An 18,876-nucleotide genomic window follows, 5' to 3' on the forward strand; every position below is an offset into this window, starting at 1 on the left:
CGCGCCCTCTTAGCGCTCCTTCTGGGCCAGCCGCAGCAGATGGTCGGCGAGCGGCTGGCCGCCCAGCGGGTCGCGGCTGATCAGCAGGAGCGTGTCGTCGCCCGCGATGGTGCCGAGGATGTCGTGCAGCTCCGCCGAGTCGATGGCCGAGGCGAGGAACTGGGCGGCGCCCGGCGGAGTGCGCAGCACCACGAGGTTGGCCGACGCCTCCGCCGAGATCAGCAGCTCGGCCGCCAGCCGGGCCATCCGCGCCTCGCTCGCCGACTCGCCGAGCGGGGCGCGCGGCGTACGGTCGCCGCCCTCGCTCGGCACCGCGTAGATCAGCTCACCGCCGGTGTTGCGGATCTTCACCGCGCCCAGCTCGTCCAGGTCCCGGGAGAGCGTCGCCTGGGTGACGGAGAGCCCGTCGTCCGCGAGCAGCTTGGCGAGCTGGCTCTGGGACCGCACGGCCTGCCGGTTCAGGATGTCCACGATCCGGCGGTGGCGTGCGGTGCGGGTCTGTGGCACGGCCGGTCCGCCGTGGCCCACGTCCTGCGCGTCGGTGTGCTGCGCCTCGGTCATCGGTGTCGTCAGTCTCCGGCTCGTCGTTCCCCGTCTCCCTCATGTGCGGCGTCCAGGACGGCCGGCAGCTCCCGGAGGAAGGTGTCCACCTCGCCGTCGGAGATGACGAGCGGCGGGGCGAGCCGGACCACGTCCGGCGCGACCGCGTTCACCAGGAGTCCCGCGTCCTGAGCCGCCTTCTGCACCTGCGGCGCGAGGGACTCTGTGAGCACGATACCGAGCAGCAGCCCGGCGCCGCGGACCCGGGCGACCAGTGCGTGGTCGAGCGATTCGATTCCGTTACGCAGCCGCTCCCCCGCCCGCTTGACCCGGTCCAGGATGCCGTCGGCGGCGATGGTGTCGAGGACGGCGAGACCGGCGGCGCAGGAGACGGGGTTGCCGCCGAAGGTGGAGCCGTGCTGCCCTGGGGTCAGCAGATCGGCCGCGGGCCCGAAGGCGAGGGTGGCGCCGATGGGCAGCCCGGCGCCGAGCCCCTTGGCGAGGGTGACGACATCGGGCTCGACGCCCTGCGCCTGGTGCTCGAACCAGTGCCCGGTCCGCCCGATCCCGGTCTGGATCTCGTCGAGCACCAGCAGGGTGCCGGTGGCCCGGGTGATCTCCCGCGCCGCCGCCAGATAGCCGGCCGGCGGCACGATGACGCCGTTCTCGCCCTGGATGGGCTCCAGGATGACGAGGGCGGTGTCGGTGGTCACGGCCGCGCGCAGCGCCTCCACGTCCCCGTACGGCACATGCGTCACATCGCCGGGCAGCGGGAGGAAGGGCTCCTGCTTGGCGGGCTGGCCGGTCAGGGCCAGCGCGCCCATCGTGCGGCCGTGGAAGCCGCCCGCGGTGGCCACCATATGGGTGCGCCCGGTGCGCCGTCCGATCTTGAAGGCGGCCTCGACCGCCTCCGCGCCGGAGTTGGAGAAGTACACGCGTCCGGAGCGGCCGAAGAGCTGGAGCAGCCGCTCGGCGAGCGCCACCGGGGGCTCGGCCACGAAGAGGTTGGAGACGTGGCCGAGGGTGGCGATCTGGTCGGAGACCGCCCGGACGACGGCGGGGTGGGCATGGCCGAGGGAGTTGACGGCGATACCGCCGACGAAGTCGAGGTACTCCTTGCCGTCCGCGTCCCAGACCTTGGTGCCCTCGCCGTGGGTGAGCGGGAGGCGGGGGGTGCCGTAGTTGTCCATGAGCGCCCCCTGCCAGCGCCGCTTCAGCTCCGCGTTGCTCACTGGTCCTCCCCCTTGCCGTCCTGGTCGCCCTTGCCGTCCTGGTCGCCCTTGCCGTCCTGGTCGTCCATGCCGATCGCGGTCCCGTCCGGCAGGACCATCGTGCCGATGCCCTCGTCGGTGAAGATCTCCAGCAGGATGGAGTGCGGTACCCGCCCGTCGAGCACGCGGGCGGTGGTGACCCCGTGGCGCACGGCGTACAGACAGCCCTCCATCTTCGGCACCATGCCGCTGGCCAGCTCCGGCAGCAGCTTCTCCAGCTGGCTCGCGGTGAGCTTGCTGATCACCTCGTCGCTGTTGGGCCAGTCGGCGTACAGGCCCTCCACATCGGTGAGCACCATCAGGGTCTCGGCGCCCAGCGCGACGGCGAGGGCGGCCGCGGCCGTGTCGGCGTTGACGTTGTAGACATGGCCGTCGTCGGCGCTGCGGGCGATGGAGGAGACGACCGGGATCCGGCCGTCGTCCAGCAGGGCCTGGACCGCACCGGTGTCGATCTCGGTGATCTGGCCGACCCGGCCGATGTCCACCTGCTCGCCGTCGATCTCGGCGAAGTGCTTGGTGGCGGACATCAGGTGCGCGTCCTCGCCGGTCATGCCGACGGCCAGCGGGCCGTGCCGGTTGAGCAGCCCGACCAGTTCGCGCTGGACCTGTCCGGCCAGCACCATCCGTACGACGTCCATGGCGTCGTCGGTGGTGACCCGCAGCCCGGCCTTGAACTCGCTCACCAGACCGTGCCGGTCCAGCTGTGCGCTGATCTGGGGGCCGCCGCCGTGGACGACGACCGGGCGCAGACCCGCGTGGCGCAGGAAGACGACGTCCTGGGCGAAGGCGGCCTTCAGCTCGTCGTCCACCATGGCGTTGCCGCCGAACTTGACCACCACGGTCTTGCCGTGGTGCCGGGTCAGCCAGGGCAGCGCCTCGATGAGGATGCGGGCCTTGGGCAGGGCGGTGTGTTTACGGGTGGTCGGCTGGCTCATGAGGAGTATGCGCTGTTCTCGTGGACGTAGTCGGCGGTGAGGTCATTGGCCCAGATGACCGCCGAGGCGCTGCCCGCGGCCAGGTCCGCGGTAATCCGGACCTCGCGGTAGCGCATGTCGACCAGCTCCCGGTCCTCGCCCACCGAGCCGTTCTTGCACACCCAGACGTCGTTGATCGCGACGTTGAGCTGGTCGGGTTCGAAGGCGGCCGAGGTGGTGCCGATCGCGGAGAGCACCCGGCCCCAGTTGGGGTCCTCGCCGTGGACGGCGCACTTGAGGAGGTTGTTGCGGGCGATGGAGCGGCCCACCTCCACCGCGTCGTCCTCGGTGGCCGCGCCCACGACCTCGATCCGGATGTCCTTGGAGGCGCCCTCGGCGTCCCCGATCAGCTGGCGGGCGAGATCGGCGCAGACCTCGCGGACCGCCTCGGCGAACTCCGCGGCGTCGGGGGCGACACCGGAGGCGCCGGAGGCCATCAGCAGCACCATGTCGTTGGTGGACATGCAGCCGTCGGAGTCGATCCGGTCGAAGGTGGTGCGGGTGGCGGCGCGCAGCGCGGTGTCCAGCCCGGGGGTGTCCACGTCGGCGTCGGTGGTGAGGACGACGAGCATGGTGGCCAGGCCCGGGGCCAGCATCCCGGCGCCCTTGGCCATACCGCCCACGGTCCAGCCGGCCGGGCTCTGTACGACGGCCGTCTTGTGGACGGTGTCGGTGGTCTTGATGGCGATCGCGGCCTTCTCGCCGCCGTGCGGGGAGAGCGCATCGGCGGCCTTGCCGACCCCGGACAGCACCGCGTCCATGGGCAGCCGGACGCCGATGAGGCCGGTGGAGGCCACGGCGACCTCGCCCGCGCTGTGGCCGAGGACCTCCGCGACCTTCTCGGCGGTGGCGTGGGTGTCCTGGAAGCCCAGCGGGCCGGTGCAGGCGTTGGCGCCACCGGAGTTGAGGACGACGGCCGAGACCTGACCGCCCTTGACGACCTGCTCGGACCACAGGACGGGGGCGGCCTTGACGCGGTTGGAGGTGAAGACGGCCGCGGCGGCGAGGCGCGGGCCGGTGTTCACCACGAGGGCGAGGTCGGGGTTTCCGTTCTCCTTGATCCCTGCCGCGACGCCGGAGGCCGTGAAGCCCTTGGCTGCCGTAACGCTCATGGAGCGACTCCGATCGTGGAAAGTCCCAGCTCCTCGGGGAGGCCGAGGGCGATGTTCATGCTCTGCACCGCGCCGCCCGCGGTGCCCTTGGTGAGGTTGTCGATGGCGCTGATCACGAGGGCGCGGCCGGCCGCCTCGTCATGGGCGACCTGGAGCAGCGCGGCGTTGGATCCGTACACGGCGGCGGTGGAGGGCCACTGGCCCTCGGGGAGGAGGGTGACGAACGGTTCGTCCCGCAGCGCCTTGTCGTACGCGGCGCGCAGGCTCTCCCCGGTGACTCCGGGCCTGGCCTTGGCGCTGCAGGTGGCGAGGATGCCGCGGGGCATCGGGGCGAGGGTCGGGGTGAAGGAGACCGACACCCGCTCCCCCGCCGCGGCGGACAGGTTCTGGATCATCTCGGGGGTGTGCCGGTGGCCGCCGCCGACGCCGTACGGGCTCATGGAGCCCATGACCTCGCTGCCCAGCAGATGCGGCTTGGGTGCCTTGCCCGCGCCCGAGGTCCCGGAGGCGGCGACGATGACCGCCTCGGGCTCCAGCAGCCCGGCCGCGTACGCCGGGAAGAGCGCGAGGGAGACGGCGGTGGGGTAGCAGCCCGGCACCGCGATGCGCTTGGTGCCCTCCAGCGCGGCGCGGGCGCCGGGCAGCTCGGGCAGGCCGTAGGGCCAGGTGCCGGCGTGCGGCGAACCGTAGAACCGCTCCCAGTCCGCCGCGTCCTTCAGCCGGAAGTCGGCGCCGCAGTCGACGACCAGGACCTGGTCGCCGAGCTGCTCGGCGACGGCGGCGGACTGCCCGTGCGGCAGTGCCAGGAAGACCACGTCATGCCCGGCCAGCGCCTCGGCGGTGGTGGGCTCCAGCACCCGCCCGGCCAGCGGGAGCAGATGGGGCTGCAGCCCGGCGAGGGGCTGCCCGGCGTTGGAGTTGCCGGTCAGGGTGCCGATCTCCACCTCGGGGTGGGCGAGCAGCAGCCGCAGCAGTTCCCCGCCCGCGTATCCGCTCGCGCCCGCCACCGCAGCACGTATGGCCATGCCGTCGTCCTCCCTCGATGATGGCATGACTATACGTTTCACGACAGCTTTATGCAAAGGGTGGCCGGATTCCCACCGCCGGGGAACTGCGACCGAGATTTTTAGTTGTCCCGGGTCGCCCTCATCCACCAAGGACGGTTCTGGCTGCCTGCGGTCCAGGAAGCCGAAGCACGCCTCCTTCCCCCGGGCCGCCGACCGGCGCAGCAGAAGCCGAAGCCCCGGCCGGTGGGCACACCAGACCGGCTAGGGAGATACGCCCCGAGCCCTCGGCCCGGACGGTGACGCGGGGGGCGTGGCCACGCCGGGACCAAGTCCGTGCGCCTGCCCGACTACGCGCGCCGGCCGAGCACTTCCCCGCATCCTGTCCGCACCATGACTGCATCCTGCCCGGGAGGACTGCACCTGGCGGTCGGCATCACCGGGCCTTGTTGACAGCAAGTGGTGCACCTGCCCGGTCCAGAACTCAGGAGCCGGTGGTCGCCGGCGTGGGGGTCACCGGCGGGCGGCGTTTGCGGACTGGGCTCGCGGACTCCAGGAGTGATGCGAGCTGAAGCAGCGCGTCCTCGGCGTCCCAGGGGGGTGACGAGCTGGACGCCTATCGGCAGGCCGTCCGCGGTGGCACCGAACGGGAGCGACAGCGCCGGCAGACCGGTGAGGTTGAACGGCACCGTGGCCCGCATGACGTCCCGCGCCGGTACCTCGACCCCGTCGATGTGGTGGACGGGCTGGGCCGGCAGCGGGGCGGGGATCGTCACCACCGGGCACAACAGCGCGTCATATCGGCTGAAACAGGCCGCGAACTCGTCCCGCAGGCGTTCAACGACGCTTTGGGCCTGGACCACATCGGCCGACGAGGGCTCCCTGGCTCGCAAGGTGGCGTGTGCGACCTGGTGCAGGCTGTCCTCGTGGCCCGCGGTCAACGTCCGCAGGAACGGGAGTACTTCGGCCGTGTACAGGGTGGCGCTGAGGCGGGTAGCGTTGTACTCCTCCAAGACGGGGATCCGGACCGACTCGACAGCCAGGCCCGAGGACGCGAGGGCGTCGGACGCGGCCCGGACCGTGGCCGCGACATCGGTGTCGACGGGGCCGAATGCCGGCGAGAGCAGCACGCCGATGCGCCGAGGTGTGCCGTCGACCGGGTCGCGAGGGATCTCACGCGGCGCGGTCGCGTATCCGTCGATGCCGTCAGGTCCGGCAAGGATCCGGTAGGCGGTGGCGATGTCCCGGACGGTGCGTGCCATGGGGCCGACGTGCCAGTAGCGACGCAGTACGGGCGGCCAGTGTCCCGTGCACGGGATACGGCCGTGCGTGGCCTTCAGAGCGACGATGCCGGTGAAATGGGCGGGACCACGGACCGAGATGGCCACGTCACTGCCCAGGCCCAGCGGTGACATACCTGCCGCGATCACCGCCGCCTCACCCCCGCTGGATCCCCCCGGAGTCCGCCCCGGATCCCAGGGGTTACGGGTGCGGCCCACCAGAAGGTTGTCCGTCTCCGTCCAGTACGAGAACTCCGGCAGGCTCGTCTTGGCGAGCGGGATGGCACCCGCGGCACGCATCCGCGCCACGGCTGTCGCGTCGGCCGTCGGCACGTGGTCGGCGAACAGCCGCGATCCCCGCGTGGTCACCACGCCCGCGGTGTCGAGTGAGTCCTTGATCGTGAAGGGGACTCCGTGCAGCGGACCGAGGTCGTCGCCGCGCGCGACAGCGGAGTCCGCTTGATCCGCCGCGGCGAGAGCCTGTTCACCAAGCAAGGTGATCACGCCGTGTATATGGGGATCCAGAGCCGCGATGCGATCGAGATGGGCCTGCACCACCTCACGGGAGGACACCTCACGGGCCCGGATGCACCGTGCCAGTTCCGTCGCGTCCAAAGCGTTCAGAACGGTCATCAGCCCTCCACGAACGTCACGGCCGTACGGCCGTGACCTTACAGACCGGCTCCAGCGCCATCCCTCAAGGGATGCGGGCTCCTTGAACGCGGCAGCGGCAACGGGCATCTGCACGGCCAGTCTGACCTGCACGGCTCAGACCGAGATATGCCAACTAAAATCCTCGGTCACAGGGAATGCGGCTCACCCGGCCGCCCGACCACGCGGGACCGGACCGCCCGACCGCGCGGGAAAACGGCTCAGATGACGATGACCCGGCGTCCGCGCGTGTGGCCGGCCTGGCTGTCGATGTGCGCCGCCGCGGCCTCGGCGAGCGGGTACGACTTCTCGACCGGGATGTGGAGCCTGCCCCGCGCGATGAGGTCGACGGCCTCGGCGAGCGCTTCCGGCACGCTTCCGGCCACGCCGGAGAACCGGACGCCGAGCTCCGGCGCACCGAGGTCGGCGATGGAGATCACCTTCTGCGGATCCCCGGTCAGCTCGACGAGTTCGCGGATCACCCCCGAGCCGGCCAGATCGAGGGCCGCGTCGACCCGGCCGAGCCGCCGCACCCGCTCGACCCAGCCCTCGCCGTACGTCGTGGCAACGGCACCCAGGCTCCGCAGATAGTCCTGGTTCGCGGCCCCGGCCGTGCCGATCACCGTGATGCCGCGGTCGCGGGCGATCTGCAGCACCGCCGATCCGACTCCCCCGGACGCGCCGCTGACCAGCAGCGTCTGCCCGGGCCGGACACCGACCTCGCGGATGATGCGCAGCGCGGTCTCCACCACGGAGGGATATCCGGCCGCCTCTGCGAACGTCAGCCCCTCGGGCATACGGGCCCAGGCCGACAGCACGGCGAACTCGGCATAGGTGCTCGACCCCTCGCCGAACACACGGTCGCCGACCTCGACCCCTTCGACACCCTCGCCGACCTCGTCCACCACCCCGGAGGCGTCCTGCCCGACCCCGGAGGGCAACTTGGTCGGATGGGCCCCCAGGACCTGGCCTTCACGGATCCGCCAGTCGACGGGGTTCACGCCCGCCGCCCGTACGGCGATACGTACCTGGCCGGGGCCCGCGTGGGGCTCCTCGGCGTCAATGAGTTGCAGAACGTCCGGACCGCCGAACTCGGCGAAGCTCACTCTCTTCATGCGGCCGACCGTAGCACTAACAGTTAGGGTTTCAGAACCGTTCTGGTTTTGCATCTGATAGCGTGACGGCCATGACCGTGCCGACCGGACGCCGTGAGCGCAAGAAGGCCGCGACCCGCCAGAAGATCGCCGATGCCGCCCTGCGGCTCTTCCTGGAACGGGGATACGACGCGGTGGGCATCCGCGAGGTGGCCGCCGAGGCCGACGTGGCCGTCACCACGCTCTTCTCCCACTTCGCCTCGAAAGAGGCCCTGGTGTTCGAGCAGGACGAGGACTTCGAGCGCCGCCTCACGCGGGCGGTCACCGACCGGGCGCCGCACGAACCGCTGCTCCCCGCGTTGCGCCGCGAGATCCACGCCCTGGTGCGCCACTGCACGGCGGACGGTGCCGCCCCGATCTGGCAGATGATCGAGACATCACCCGCCCTGCGGGAGTACGAGGAGTCGATGCGGCTGCGCCACGCGGAGTCGCTGGCAGCGGCCATCGCCGCCGATCCCGAGCGGTCACAGACCACGACGGCCTGCCGGACGATCGCGAGGTTCGTGATCGACGCCTATTCGCTGGCCCGGGAGGCGGCCGACCCGGAGGCCGCGGTGGACGAGATCTTCCGGATGATCGAGGCGGCCTGGGAGGTCGCCTCACCTTCTCGGCGTACCTGAGGCACCGTTCCTCCGGGTGGGACAGGGGCCGGCCGGGGCTGCGGGGCTTCGGCCCGGCGCGGTGCCGGGTGGGCCGGGGCCGCCGGGGCGCGCGACACTGAAGGGGGTGCCGGGTCGCGTTCCGCGGCCTCGGACGAGAGGGAGCGGTCGTGACGGACCGGAGTCGGGAGTCGGGCAGCAGGCGGTTGCTCGGCGAGCTGCTGGCCGCCAGCCATCTGATGCCCCTGGAGATGCTGCCGGCCGCCGTGGCCGAGCACGCGGCACCCGCCGGTATCGGCCAGGTGCTGATCTACCTGGTCGATGTGCGGCGGCAGGTGCTGCGGCAGCTGACCACCTCGGGCGCCACGGGACCGGAGGGCGGGAAGCCGGAGGGCGGGAAGCCGGAGGAGCTGAAGGTCGAGGGCACCGTGCCGGGCCGGGCCTACCAGTACGGTGAGGTGCTGCCCGCCGCCCCCGCCGAGCCGGGTCGCCACCAGTGGTGGGTGCCGCTGCTGAACGGCACCGAGCGCATGGGTCTGCTGCGCGTCACCACGGCCACCGACGACGCACGGGCCCGCGAGGACATGAAGCTGCTCTCCGCCCTGGTGGCACTGCTCGTGGTCAGCAAGCGCGACTTCAGCGACGCCTTCGCCCGGCTGGTGGGCAGCGAGGCGATGACCATCGCGGCCGAAATGCAGTGGCGGCTGATGCCACAGACCACCTACGCGGACGGCCGGGTGGCCATCTCCGCCGTCATGGAGCCGGCGTACGACATCAGCGGGGACGCCTACGACTACGCCACCGACGGGCCGATGGTGCGCCTGGCGGTCTTCGACGCGATGGGGCACGACACCGCCGCCGGGCTGACCGCCAACCTCGCCCTGGGAGCGTGCCGCAACGCCCGCCGCCGCCGTGCCGACCTGGTGCGGACCGGCGAGCGGATCGACGAGGCGCTCATCGAGCAGTTCCAGGGAGGCCGCTACGCCACCGGCATCCTGGCCGAGCTGGACACCCGTGGCGGGGAATTGCGCTGGGTCAGCTACGGCCACCATCCGCCGCTGGTCATCCGCGGCGGCCGCTGGACCAGCCAGCTGCGGTGCCCGCCGGGCCTCCCCCTGGGCATGGGCCTGGGGCCGGGGCTGGAGGCCACGCTGTGCCGCGAGCAGCTTCAGCCCGGTGACCGCATCGTGTTCTACACCGACGGCATCACCGAGGCACGGCGCCCCGGCGGCCGTGAGTTCGGCCTGACCCGGTTCGTCGACTTCCTCATCCGGCAGCACGCCGACGGGCTGCCCGTTCCGGAGACCCTGCGCCGCCTGGTCGGTGCCGTCATGGCCCACCACGAAGGCCACCTCCAGGACGACGCCACCGTCCTGCTCTGCGAATGGCTGGGCCCGGTGCCCGGCCCCACCGTTCAGGCCGCCGCCCTGATGGGCGTCCCCTCCCTATAGCCGCTCCATGGAGCCGCCCGCACGAGGCGGGAGAAGGGGACCGCCCCGGCCGGGCGAGTGCCGGCCGGGGCGGTGTGGTGCGGTGTGGGTGTGTCAGACGCGCCGAGCGCGTGTCAGGCGGGTCAGCCGAGGGTGGCCAGGGCCTGGTTGAAGGTCGCGGACGGGCGCATGACGGCCGCGGCCTTGGCCGAGTCGGGCTGGTAGTAGCCGCCGATGTCGGCCGGGGAGCCCTGGACCGCGATCAGCTCGTCGACGATCGTCTGCTCCTGGGTGGAGAGCGTGTCGGCGAGCTGGGCGAACGCCTTGGCCAGGTCGGCGTCGTCGGTCTGCTTGGCCAGCTCCTGGGCCCAGTACAGGGCCAGGTAGAAGTGGCTGCCGCGGTTGTCGATACCGCCGACGCGGCGGCTGGGCGACTTGTTCTCGGCCAGGAAGGTGCCGGTCGCCCGGTCGAGGGTGTCGGCGAGGATCTGGGCCCGCGCGTTGCCCGTCTTCTGCGCGAGGTGCTCGAAGCTGACCGCGAGGGCCAGGAACTCGCCCAGGCTGTCCCAGCGCAGGTAGTTCTCCTTGACCAGCTGCTGGACGTGCTTGGGCGCCGAGCCGCCCGCGCCGGTCTCGAACAGACCGCCGCCGTTGATCAGCGGGACGACCGAGAGCATCTTGGCGCTGGTGCCCAGCTCCAGGATCGGGAACAGGTCGGTCAGGTAGTCACGCAGGACGTTGCCGGTGACCGAGATCGTGTTCTCGCCGCGGCGGATCCGCTCCAGGGAGAGCTTGATCGCCTCGACCGGGGCCAGGATCCTGATGTCCAGGCCCTCGGTGTCGTGCTGGGGCAGGTACGCCTTGACCTTCTCGATGAGGTTGGCGTCGTGGGCGCGGCCCTCGTCCAGCCAGAAGACGGCCGGGTCACCGGTGGCGCGGGCGCGGGTGACGGCCAGCTTGACCCAGTCCTGGATCGGCACGTCCTTGGTCTGGCACATCCGGAAGATGTCACCGGCGCCGACGACCTGCTCGATGACCGCGTTGCCCGCCCCGTCCAGGACGCGGACGGTGCCGGTGGTGGGGATCTCGAAGGTCTTGTCGTGGCTGCCGTACTCCTCGGCCTTCTGCGCCATCAGGCCGACGTTGGGCACCGAGCCCATGGTGGCCGGGTCGAAGGCGCCGTTGGCGCGGCAGTCGTCGATGACGGCCTGGTAGATCCCGGCGTAGCTGCTGTCCGGGATCACCGCGAGGGTGTCGTGCTCCTCGCCGTCCGGGCCCCACATGTGGCCGGAGGTGCGGATCATGGCCGGCATGGAGGCGTCGACGATGACGTCGGACGGCACATGCAGGTTGGTGATGCCGCGGTCGGAGTCGACCATGGCCAGCTCCGGGCCCTCGGCCAGCTCGGCGTCGAAGGACGCCTTGATCGCCGCGCCCTCGGGCAGGGCCTCCAGGCCCTTGAGGATGCCGCCCAGACCGTCGTTCGGGGTCAGACCGGCGGCGGCGAGGGTCTCACCGTGCTCGGCGAAGGTCTTGGGGAAGAAGGCGCGTACGGCGTGGCCGAAGACGATCGGGTCGGAGACCTTCATCATCGTGGCCTTCAGGTGCAGCGAGAACAGCACGCCCTCCGCCTTGGCGCGGGCCACCTGCGCCGAGAGGAACTCGCGCAGCGCCGCGACGCGCATCACGGAGGCGTCCACGACCTCGCCCGCCAGCACCGGCACCGACTCGCGCAGCACGGTGGTGGAGCCGTCGTCGCCCGCCAGCTCGATGCGCAGCGAGCCGTCCTCCGGGATCACCACGGACTTCTCGGTGGAGCGGAAGTCGTCGGTGTCCATGTGGGACACATTGGTCTTGGAATCGGCCGACCAGGCGCCCATGCGGTGCGGGTTGGCCTTGGCGTAGTTCTTCACCGAGGCGGGGGCGCGGCGGTCGGAGTTGCCCTCGCGCAGCACCGGGTTCACCGCGGAGCCCTTGACCTTGTCGTAACGGGCGCGGATCTCCCGCTCCTCGTCGGTCTTCGGGTCGTCCGGGTAGTCCGGCAGCGCGTAACCCTGCTGCTGCAGCTCGGCGATCGCGGCCTTCAGCTGCGGGATCGAGGCCGAGATGTTCGGCAGCTTGATGATGTTGGCCTCGGGGGTCTTGGCAAGGTCACCCAGCTCGGCGAGGGCGTCGGGGATGCGCTGGCCCTCTTCGAGGTGCTCGGGGAACTGGGCGATGATCCGGCCCGCCAGGGAGATGTCCCGGCTCTCCACGCTGACCCCGGCCGTGGAGGCATACGCCTCGATCACCGGCAGGAACGAGTACGTCGCGAGGGCAGGGGCCTCGTCCGTGTGCGTATAGATGATGGTCGAGTCAGTCACCGGGTGCTCCGCTCCACGTCTGCAACATTGCTCGACATCAAGATATCCGGTGCCGAGTGCTTTCCCGAAAGGGCCCTGGGCAGAAAGCCGCGCGAGGCGCCGCGCCCTGGTCACGGCACGCGCTTCGGTGGGATCGTCCCGTCCATGCCGATGACTCTGCGGGGCGCGCGGGTGGTGCTGCGCCCCACCGTCCCTTCCGATGTTCCCTCCCTGGCCGCGATCCGCGCCACGCCCGAGGTGTACGCGCGCTGGCAAGGCGGCGAGGACCTGGTGGCGGCGGTGCGCGAGGACCTGGCCGACCCCGGCGCCGAGCAGTGGACCATCGAGAACGAGGGCGCCGTGATCGGCTTGATCCAGTGGTCGGCCGAGGCCGATCCGGACTACCGGCACGCGAGCATCGACATCTACCTGGACCCGGCGGTGCACGGGCGGGGGCTGGGCACCGACGCCGTACGCACCCTGGCCCGCCATCTGATCGCCGACCACGGCCACCACCGGATCGTGATCGACCCGGCGGCGGACAACGCCGCCGCGATCAGGTGCTACGGCAAGGTCGGCTTCCGGCCCGTCGGCGTGATGCGGTCCTATGAGCGCGGTCCGGACGGTACGTGGCACGACGGCCTGCTGATGGATCTGCTGGCCGAGGAGCTCACGCCGTGAACGGCGGGGGCCCGGGGAGTGTTTCCGTCACGTGGGGAGCGTTTCCGTCACGTACCGTCCACGCGCAGCCGCCACTCGCCCGCCCGGCCGGTGAGGGTGACCGTGGAGAGCGGACGGACGTCGACGTTCCAGTAGCAGTGCGGCGGCGCCTTGATCGCGTACATCAGGGCGGCGCGGACCACCCCGGGGTCGGCCACGGCCACCATCTTGGCGTGGTCCTCGGCCGGGCGGGTGTCCAGCCAGCCGCCGATCCGCATGATGAACGCGTGCAGCGACTCCCCGCCGTGCGGTGCGGAGCGCGGATCGCCGAGCCAGGCGTCCACCTCCGCGGGTTCGCGCGCCATCACATCGGCGAGGGAACGGCCCGCCCAGCGGCCCATGTCGCAGTCGCGCAGCGCGAGTTGGACCAGTGGCGTGAAGCCCAGCACGTCGCCGGTCTCCCGGCTGCGGGCCGACGGCGAGCAGTAGCGCAGCTCCGCCGCGGCCAGCGGCAGCAGCGCGGGGGCCGCGCGCTCGGCGGCGAGCCGCCCCTCCGGATCCAGCGGCCGGTCGTCGCCGAAGCGCTCCCCCAGCCGGGAGGAGCTACGGCCGGCGGCGACCAGCGTCAGCCGAAACGTCATCCCGGCATCGTAAGGTCACGGCCCCGGCTCCAGGGCCCGTAACCAGGAGAAGAGCAGGGGCCTTTGGGTGTGCGCCGGGTCACCGGGCGACTCGAAGCGGCCGTCTCATGAACACCGTGCGCATCGTGGGTAGCGGGCGGGAAGCGGCGCGGGCCGCCGGGGGTCTTTCCCCTCCCCGCCCCTTCCCGATACCAGGGACTCCGCCCCTGGACCCCGGGGTCCGGGCCCCGGGGCCTGGGGCCTGAGGCCCNACTCCGCCCCTGGACCCCGGGGTCCGGGCCCCGGGGCCTGGGGCCTGAGGCCCCGGGGGCAGAACCCCGGCCCCGGGGCCCGAGGGGAACCCCGGCCCGGGACCTGGGGCGGAACCCCGACCCGAGACCCGAGGCGAAACCCCGGCCGAGGCCCGAGGCGGAGCACCGGCCGGGGGCTGGGGCGGAGCACCAGTTTCGGGAAGGGGCGGGGAGGGGAGTAGCCCGCCGCAGGCGACACGACCCGTCGAACGCCCCCCTACGCCCCCGCCAGCACCTCCTCGCACGCGGTGCGCAACCGCCGCACCCCCTCCCCCAGTTCACCGGTCCCCGCCACCGACGCGAAGCTCAGCCGCACATGCGGCGCGGGCGGTTCGGCGCAGAAGTACGGGCGGCCGGGGGCGACGGCGACCCCGGCGCGCAGCGCGGCGGAGGCCAGGGCGGCCTCGTCGGTGCCCTGGGGCAGCCGTAGCCACATGTGGTAGCCGCCGCGCGGGACATGGCGCAGCTCCAGCGCGGGCAGCTCCCGCCGTACGGCGGTGGCGAGCGCCTCGCGGCGGGTGTGCAGATCGGCGGCGACGGTGCGCAGATGGCGGGGCCAGGAGGGCGCGCCGACGAGTTCCAGGGCGGTCTCCTGCAACGGACGGGGCACGAAGAAGCTGTCCACGACCTGGATCGCGCGCAGCCGCTCCAGCGCGGGACCGCGGGCGGCGAGCGCGCCCACCCGCAGGCTGGGCGAGGTGGCCTTGGTGAGCGAGCAGACGTGGACCACCGCCCCGTCGGGGTCGTCGGCGGCCAAGGTGGCGGGCAGCGGGCCCGCGTCCTCGTGGGCGAGCCGGCGCGCGAAGTCGTCCTCCACCAGGAACGCGCCCGCCGCACGGACGATCGCGAGCACTTCGCGGCGCCGCCCGGCGGAGAGCACCGCGCCGGTGGGGTTCTGGAACAGCGGCTGGCACACGAAGACCCGGGCGCCGGTCGCCCGCAGCGCCTCGGCGAGCAGATCGGGGCGCACCCCGTCGGCGTCCACCGGGACCGGCACGGGGCGCAGCCCGGAGGCGCGGGCGGCGGCGAGCATGCCGGGGTAGGTGGGGGACTCCACGAGGACGGGCGCACCGGGCGCCGCGAGCGCGCGCAGCGCGCAGGTGAGCGCGGACTGGCCGCCCGCGGTGACCAGGACGTCGGAGGCGCCGAGGGCCCCGGCCGGGCCGCCGATCTCGCGGGCGAACCAGGCGCGCAGCTCGGGCAGGCCCTCCACCGGCGGGCGGTCCCAGGCCCCGGGCCGCCGCCCGGCGCGCGCCAGGGCGGCGGCCAGCGCCCGCTCGGGCTGGAGGGAGGAGTGCAGATAGCCGCCGTTGAACTCCAGGATCCCGGGCGGCGGGGCGGCGAGCGTGGCCAGGACGCCGGAGGCGTCCACCGAGCGCGGCACCGGCTCACCGGCCGTCTCCAGGCTCAGCGCGACCTCCTGCCAGGAGGTGTCGCCCGGCCGCTGCGCCCCGGCCCGTGGCCGGTCGGCGCGGAAGGCACCGGCGCCGGGGCGGGTGACCACCAGCCCTTCGGCGACGAGCGCGGCGAGGGCGCGGGAGACGGTCACCGGGCTCACCCGGTGGCGCTCGACCAGGGCCCGGCTGGACGGCAGCTTCTCTCCAGGTGAGTAGCGGTCCAGCTCCTTCCGCAGGGATTCTGCGAGGTCGGCCACACTGCTACGCTGTTGCATGACAGCACAGGATAGCGCTACTGACAGCAGTGCGATAGCGGTGAGCGGCGACCCGGCCCCGGGTGGCGCCCCAGCCCCGCACGGTGACCCAGCACCGGATAGCACCCCCGCCCAGCACGGCGACCCCGCCCCGGATGGCGGCCCCGCCCCAGGTCGCGGCCCAGCCCAGGACCGGGGCGGCGCCCGGGCGGCCCCGGCGCTTCCGACGCCGTTCGCCCTCCGCACCGGCACCCTGCTCGCCGCGCTCGGCGTGGCCGCCTTCTCCCTCACCTTCCCCGCCACCGCCTGGGCGCTCACCGGCCTCGGCCCCTGGACGGTGACCAGCTGCCGGGTGGTGCTCGCCGCGCTGATCGCGGGCGGGGCGCTGGTCGCCCTGCGGGTGCCGGTGCCGAACCGCCGCCACTGGCCGGGGCTGCTGGTCGTCGCGGCCGGGGTCGTCGTGGGCTTCCCGCTGCTGACCACGCTCGCCCTGGAGACCTCCACCACCGCGCACGCGGCCGTGGTGGTCGGCCTGCTGCCGCTCACCACCGCCGCCTTCTCTGCCGTACGCACCGGGGTGCGGCCCTCGCGGGTGTTCTGGGCGGCGGCGCTGGCCGGGGCGGCGGTCGTGATCGCCTTCGCGGTGCAGCAGAGCGGCGGGGCGCTCACCACCGGCGATCTGTATCTGTTCGGCGCGCTGGTGGTGTGCGCGGCGGGCTACACCGAGGGCGGCCGGCTGGCCGGCCACATGCCGGGCTGGCAGGTGATCGGCTGGGCGCTGGTGGGCTGTCTGCCGCTGTCGGTGCCGGGCGCGGTGCTCGCGCTGGCGGGCGAGGACGTCCACCTCGGCGGTCGTGCGGTGGCCGGGCTGCTGTGGCTGGCGGCCGGTTCGCAGTTCGTGGGCCTGGTGGTGTGGTACCGGGGGATGGCCGCCATCGGGGTGGCCAGGGCCAGCCAGCTGCAACTGGCCCAGCCGCTGCTCACCCTGGTGTGGTCGGTGCTGCTGCTCGGCGAGACGCTGACCCCCGCCGCCCCGATCGCCGCCGTCGCGGTGCTGGTGTGCATCGGGGCGACACAGCGGGCCCGGGTCCCGGCCGGGGCGGTACGGGCTTCCGGCCCCGGCCGGACGCGTCCGGCCGAAACCGTCAAGACCGTCGAAACCGTCGAAGGATCGGACCGGATCCCCGAAGCGGCGGACCGGACACCCGAAAGGACGGACCGGATCCCCGAGGCGGCGGACCGGAATCACTCCCCGGCGGGAGCAAACCAGGACAACCGGCCATAGACTGGCCTCAGGGATCGCATTGCCCTCAGCAGACCGCATTGCCCTCCAGCGGACGGGAGGTCACGCACATGGAGGCGACCGTAGGCGACAAGCTGCTGGTACACGGCAGGGTTGTCGGAATTCACGATCGTGTAGCGGAGATCATCGAAGTGCTCGGAGACAACGGGGAACCGCCTTACCGCGTGCGTTACGAGGACGACGGACACGAGTGCCTGTTCTCCCCCGGGCCCGACTCGGTCGTCCGCCACCTGGCCGCCGGACCCGGGCAGCGATAGTTGTCCCCACAGGGGCAGGTCCCGGGTCAGCGGGGCGGACGGACGCGATACGGATAGTGGTCGGCGACCACACGCGCCATGGCGCCGTTGCGGTCGGCGGCCACTTCCTTCGCCGAGAAGTACACATTGCCGCGCACCTGGGGAAAGCCCTGGTCGAAGGTGAGGTGCCGGGACAGCTCCGCCGGGTCCTGCCAGGGCGCGGGCTGCGCCGGGTCGCCCGCCTTGTAGAGCGCCTCGCCGATGTAGAGGTTCACCCCGGTGCCCCGGACCGCCTCCGACCACCAGGGGACGAGCACGGCGTAGTCGGCGGCGGCGAAGCCGATGTTCCAGTAGACCTGCGGGACGACGTAATCGAGCCATCCCCGCCGCACCCAGCCACGGGTGTCCGCGTAGAGGTCGTCGTAGGTCTGCACCCCCGCCGTGGTGGCGGAGCCGAGCGGGTCGGTGGCCTGGTTGCGCCAGACGCCGAAGGGGCTGATGCCGAACCGCACCCGCCGCTTCAGTCGTCTGACGCGCACGGCCGTCTCGTACACCAGGCGGTCGATGTTGTTCCGCCGCCAGGCCGCGCGGTCCGGGAAGCCCGCGCCGTAGCGCTCGTACGCCGCGTCGTCGTCGAAGACCTGACCGGCCACCGGATACGGATAGAAGTAGTCGTCCCAGTGGACGGCGTCGATGTCATAGCGCGCGACCGCCTCCAGCATGGCGTCCTGGACGAAGCGGCGAACCTCCGGCAGCCCGGGGTTGTAGTAGAGCTTCCCGCCGTACGGCACGACCCACTCGGGGTGCACCCGGGCCGGATGGGTGGGGACCAGCCGTGCGGGGTCGGTGTGATTGGCGATCCGGTACGGGTTGAACCAGGCGTGCAGCTCCAGACCGCGCCGGTGCGCCTCGCGCACGGCGGTGCCCAGCGGATCCCAGCCCGGATCCTTGCCCTGCACGCCGGTGAGGCACTCCGCCCACGGCTCGTACGGTGAGGGCCACAGCGCGTCCGCCGTCGGCCGCACCTGGAAGACCACCGCGTTGAGCCGGCGGCTCACGGCCGTGTCGAGGAAGCCCAGCAGCTCGGCCCGCTGCCGCTCCGCGGGGAGACCGGGCCTGGACGGCCAGTCGCGGTTGGCGACGGTGGCCAGCCACATCCCGCGGAACTCGGGCCGCTGCCCACCGCCCCGCCCCTCCGCCAGCGCGTCGCCCGCCGTGACGGTGGCGGCCAGGGCTCCGGCGGCCGCCACCGTGAGACTTCTGCGCGTGATCCCACCCATGAAACCCAACTCCTCGCCTCGGTCGTGCCGTCAACGTAAGCCCGCCGCCACCAGCCGGACCGAAGGGCCAGGAGACCGTCCCCCGTCGCCCCCGAGGGAGCGTGGTGCCGGACAACGCCGACGCGCCGGGGGCGCCACCCAGCGGTGGCCGGGTGGCCCGCGCCGAGCCCGCGCCGGGCGACCCGCGCCGGGCGCCCCGCGGCGGCGTGCCCGATGTGGTGGCGTGCCCGATGTGGTGGCAAGTGGCAACTCCCGCTGATGATGGGGCCCTTGCGGGGCGCCCGGCAATGCTTACCGCGAATCCGGGACGGCGGGGCCCAACACCCCTTGAGGACCCCTTGAGGACCCCTTGACTTCACCCTTCTCGCGCGGCCATCCGGCCGCTAGCATCGGATGACGCACGCATGGGAGCGCTCCCAAATACCCTCGCCCGCATGGCCCTCATGCCTCACTACCCC

16 protein-coding genes are annotated in these 18,876 nt (G+C 72.6%); 5 read left to right on the top strand and 11 right to left on the bottom strand.

Annotated features, from left to right (window positions below; translation table 11 throughout):
- Positions 1-9: 9 nt before the first annotated feature.
- The 7 genes from IEJ02_RS39245 to IEJ02_RS39275 form a co-directional block, all read right to left on the bottom strand.
- Positions 10-561, bottom strand: coding sequence for an arginine repressor (locus tag IEJ02_RS39245; protein WP_191069155.1), 552 nt, complete (start codon positions 559-561; stop codon positions 10-12).
- Positions 562-569: 8 nt separating this feature from the next.
- Complete coding sequence (locus IEJ02_RS39250) at positions 570-1,772, bottom strand: acetylornithine transaminase (RefSeq protein WP_191069156.1); 1,203 nt, start codon at positions 1,770-1,772, stop codon at positions 570-572.
- Positions 1,769-2,746, bottom strand: coding sequence for an acetylglutamate kinase (argB, locus tag IEJ02_RS39255; protein WP_191069157.1), 978 nt, complete (start codon positions 2,744-2,746; stop codon positions 1,769-1,771). The genes IEJ02_RS39250 and argB overlap by 4 nt, the downstream gene beginning before the upstream one ends.
- Positions 2,743-3,897, bottom strand: coding sequence for a bifunctional glutamate N-acetyltransferase/amino-acid acetyltransferase ArgJ (gene argJ / locus IEJ02_RS39260; RefSeq protein ID WP_191069158.1), 1,155 nt, complete (start codon positions 3,895-3,897; stop codon positions 2,743-2,745). The genes argB and argJ overlap by 4 nt, the downstream gene beginning before the upstream one ends.
- Complete coding sequence (argC, locus tag IEJ02_RS39265) at positions 3,894-4,922, bottom strand: N-acetyl-gamma-glutamyl-phosphate reductase (protein WP_137980285.1); 1,029 nt, start codon at positions 4,920-4,922, stop codon at positions 3,894-3,896. The genes argJ and argC overlap by 4 nt, the downstream gene beginning before the upstream one ends.
- A gap of 329 nt (positions 4,923-5,251) precedes the next feature.
- Positions 5,252-6,814, bottom strand: coding sequence for an amidase (locus IEJ02_RS39270; protein ID WP_223865192.1), 1,563 nt, complete (start codon positions 6,812-6,814; stop codon positions 5,252-5,254).
- Between the two features lie 239 nt (positions 6,815-7,053).
- Entirely contained in the window at positions 7,054-7,947 is an 894-nt protein-coding gene (locus tag IEJ02_RS39275; protein WP_191069159.1) for an NADP-dependent oxidoreductase, read from the bottom strand.
- 71 nt (positions 7,948-8,018) lie between these two features.
- Between IEJ02_RS39275 and IEJ02_RS39280 the strand changes: the two genes are divergently transcribed.
- Both IEJ02_RS39280 and IEJ02_RS39285 read left to right on the top strand, forming a co-directional pair.
- On the top strand, positions 8,019-8,606 hold the full coding sequence (locus IEJ02_RS39280) for a TetR/AcrR family transcriptional regulator (RefSeq protein ID WP_191069160.1): 588 nt from the start codon (positions 8,019-8,021) through the stop codon (positions 8,604-8,606).
- 218 nt (positions 8,607-8,824) lie between these two features.
- Positions 8,825-10,036 (top strand): PP2C family protein-serine/threonine phosphatase, encoded by a 1,212-nt coding sequence (locus tag IEJ02_RS39285; RefSeq protein ID WP_191069184.1) that lies wholly within the window; start codon positions 8,825-8,827, stop codon positions 10,034-10,036.
- Between the two features lie 122 nt (positions 10,037-10,158).
- Here the strand turns inward: IEJ02_RS39285 and IEJ02_RS39290 are convergent, their stop codons facing one another.
- Positions 10,159-12,378 carry an NADP-dependent isocitrate dehydrogenase gene (locus IEJ02_RS39290; RefSeq protein WP_191069161.1) on the bottom strand — a complete coding sequence of 740 codons (2,220 nt, stop codon included), beginning with the start codon at positions 12,376-12,378 and terminating at the stop codon, positions 10,159-10,161.
- A 150-nt stretch (positions 12,379-12,528) separates the two neighbouring features.
- Between IEJ02_RS39290 and IEJ02_RS39295 the strand changes: the two genes are divergently transcribed.
- Positions 12,529-13,038 carry a GNAT family N-acetyltransferase gene (locus IEJ02_RS39295; protein WP_223865200.1) on the top strand — a complete coding sequence of 170 codons (510 nt, stop codon included), beginning with the start codon at positions 12,529-12,531 and terminating at the stop codon, positions 13,036-13,038.
- A gap of 47 nt (positions 13,039-13,085) precedes the next feature.
- Here the strand turns inward: IEJ02_RS39295 and IEJ02_RS39300 are convergent, their stop codons facing one another.
- Together IEJ02_RS39300 and IEJ02_RS39305 are read right to left on the bottom strand one after the other, a co-directional pair.
- Complete coding sequence (locus tag IEJ02_RS39300) at positions 13,086-13,658, bottom strand: histidine phosphatase family protein (protein WP_191069163.1); 573 nt, start codon at positions 13,656-13,658, stop codon at positions 13,086-13,088.
- Positions 13,659-14,165: 507 nt separating this feature from the next.
- Positions 14,166-15,620: an aminotransferase-like domain-containing protein gene (locus IEJ02_RS39305; protein ID WP_191069164.1), complete on the bottom strand. Its 1,455-nt coding sequence runs from the start codon at positions 15,618-15,620 to the stop codon at positions 14,166-14,168.
- Between IEJ02_RS39305 and IEJ02_RS39310 the strand changes: the two genes are divergently transcribed.
- Positions 15,619-16,884: a DMT family transporter gene (locus IEJ02_RS39310; protein WP_223865193.1), complete on the top strand. Its 1,266-nt coding sequence runs from the start codon at positions 15,619-15,621 to the stop codon at positions 16,882-16,884. The two genes, IEJ02_RS39305 and IEJ02_RS39310, sit on opposite strands and share 2 nt — an antisense overlap.
- Positions 16,885-16,952: 68 nt before the next feature.
- A complete protein-coding gene (locus tag IEJ02_RS39315; protein ID WP_020867170.1) occupies positions 16,953-17,159 on the top strand; it encodes a DUF1918 domain-containing protein in 207 nt (68 codons plus the stop codon).
- Positions 17,160-17,185: 26 nt separating this feature from the next.
- Here the strand turns inward: IEJ02_RS39315 and IEJ02_RS39320 are convergent, their stop codons facing one another.
- Complete coding sequence (locus tag IEJ02_RS39320; RefSeq protein WP_191069165.1) at positions 17,186-18,418, bottom strand: glycoside hydrolase family 10-like protein; 1,233 nt, start codon at positions 18,416-18,418, stop codon at positions 17,186-17,188.
- Positions 18,419-18,876 lie beyond the last annotated feature (458 nt).

The sequence above is a fragment of the Streptomyces sp. 5-10 genome (assembly GCF_014712245.1).
Taxonomy (GTDB): domain Bacteria; phylum Actinomycetota; class Actinomycetes; order Streptomycetales; family Streptomycetaceae; genus Streptomyces; species Streptomyces violaceusniger.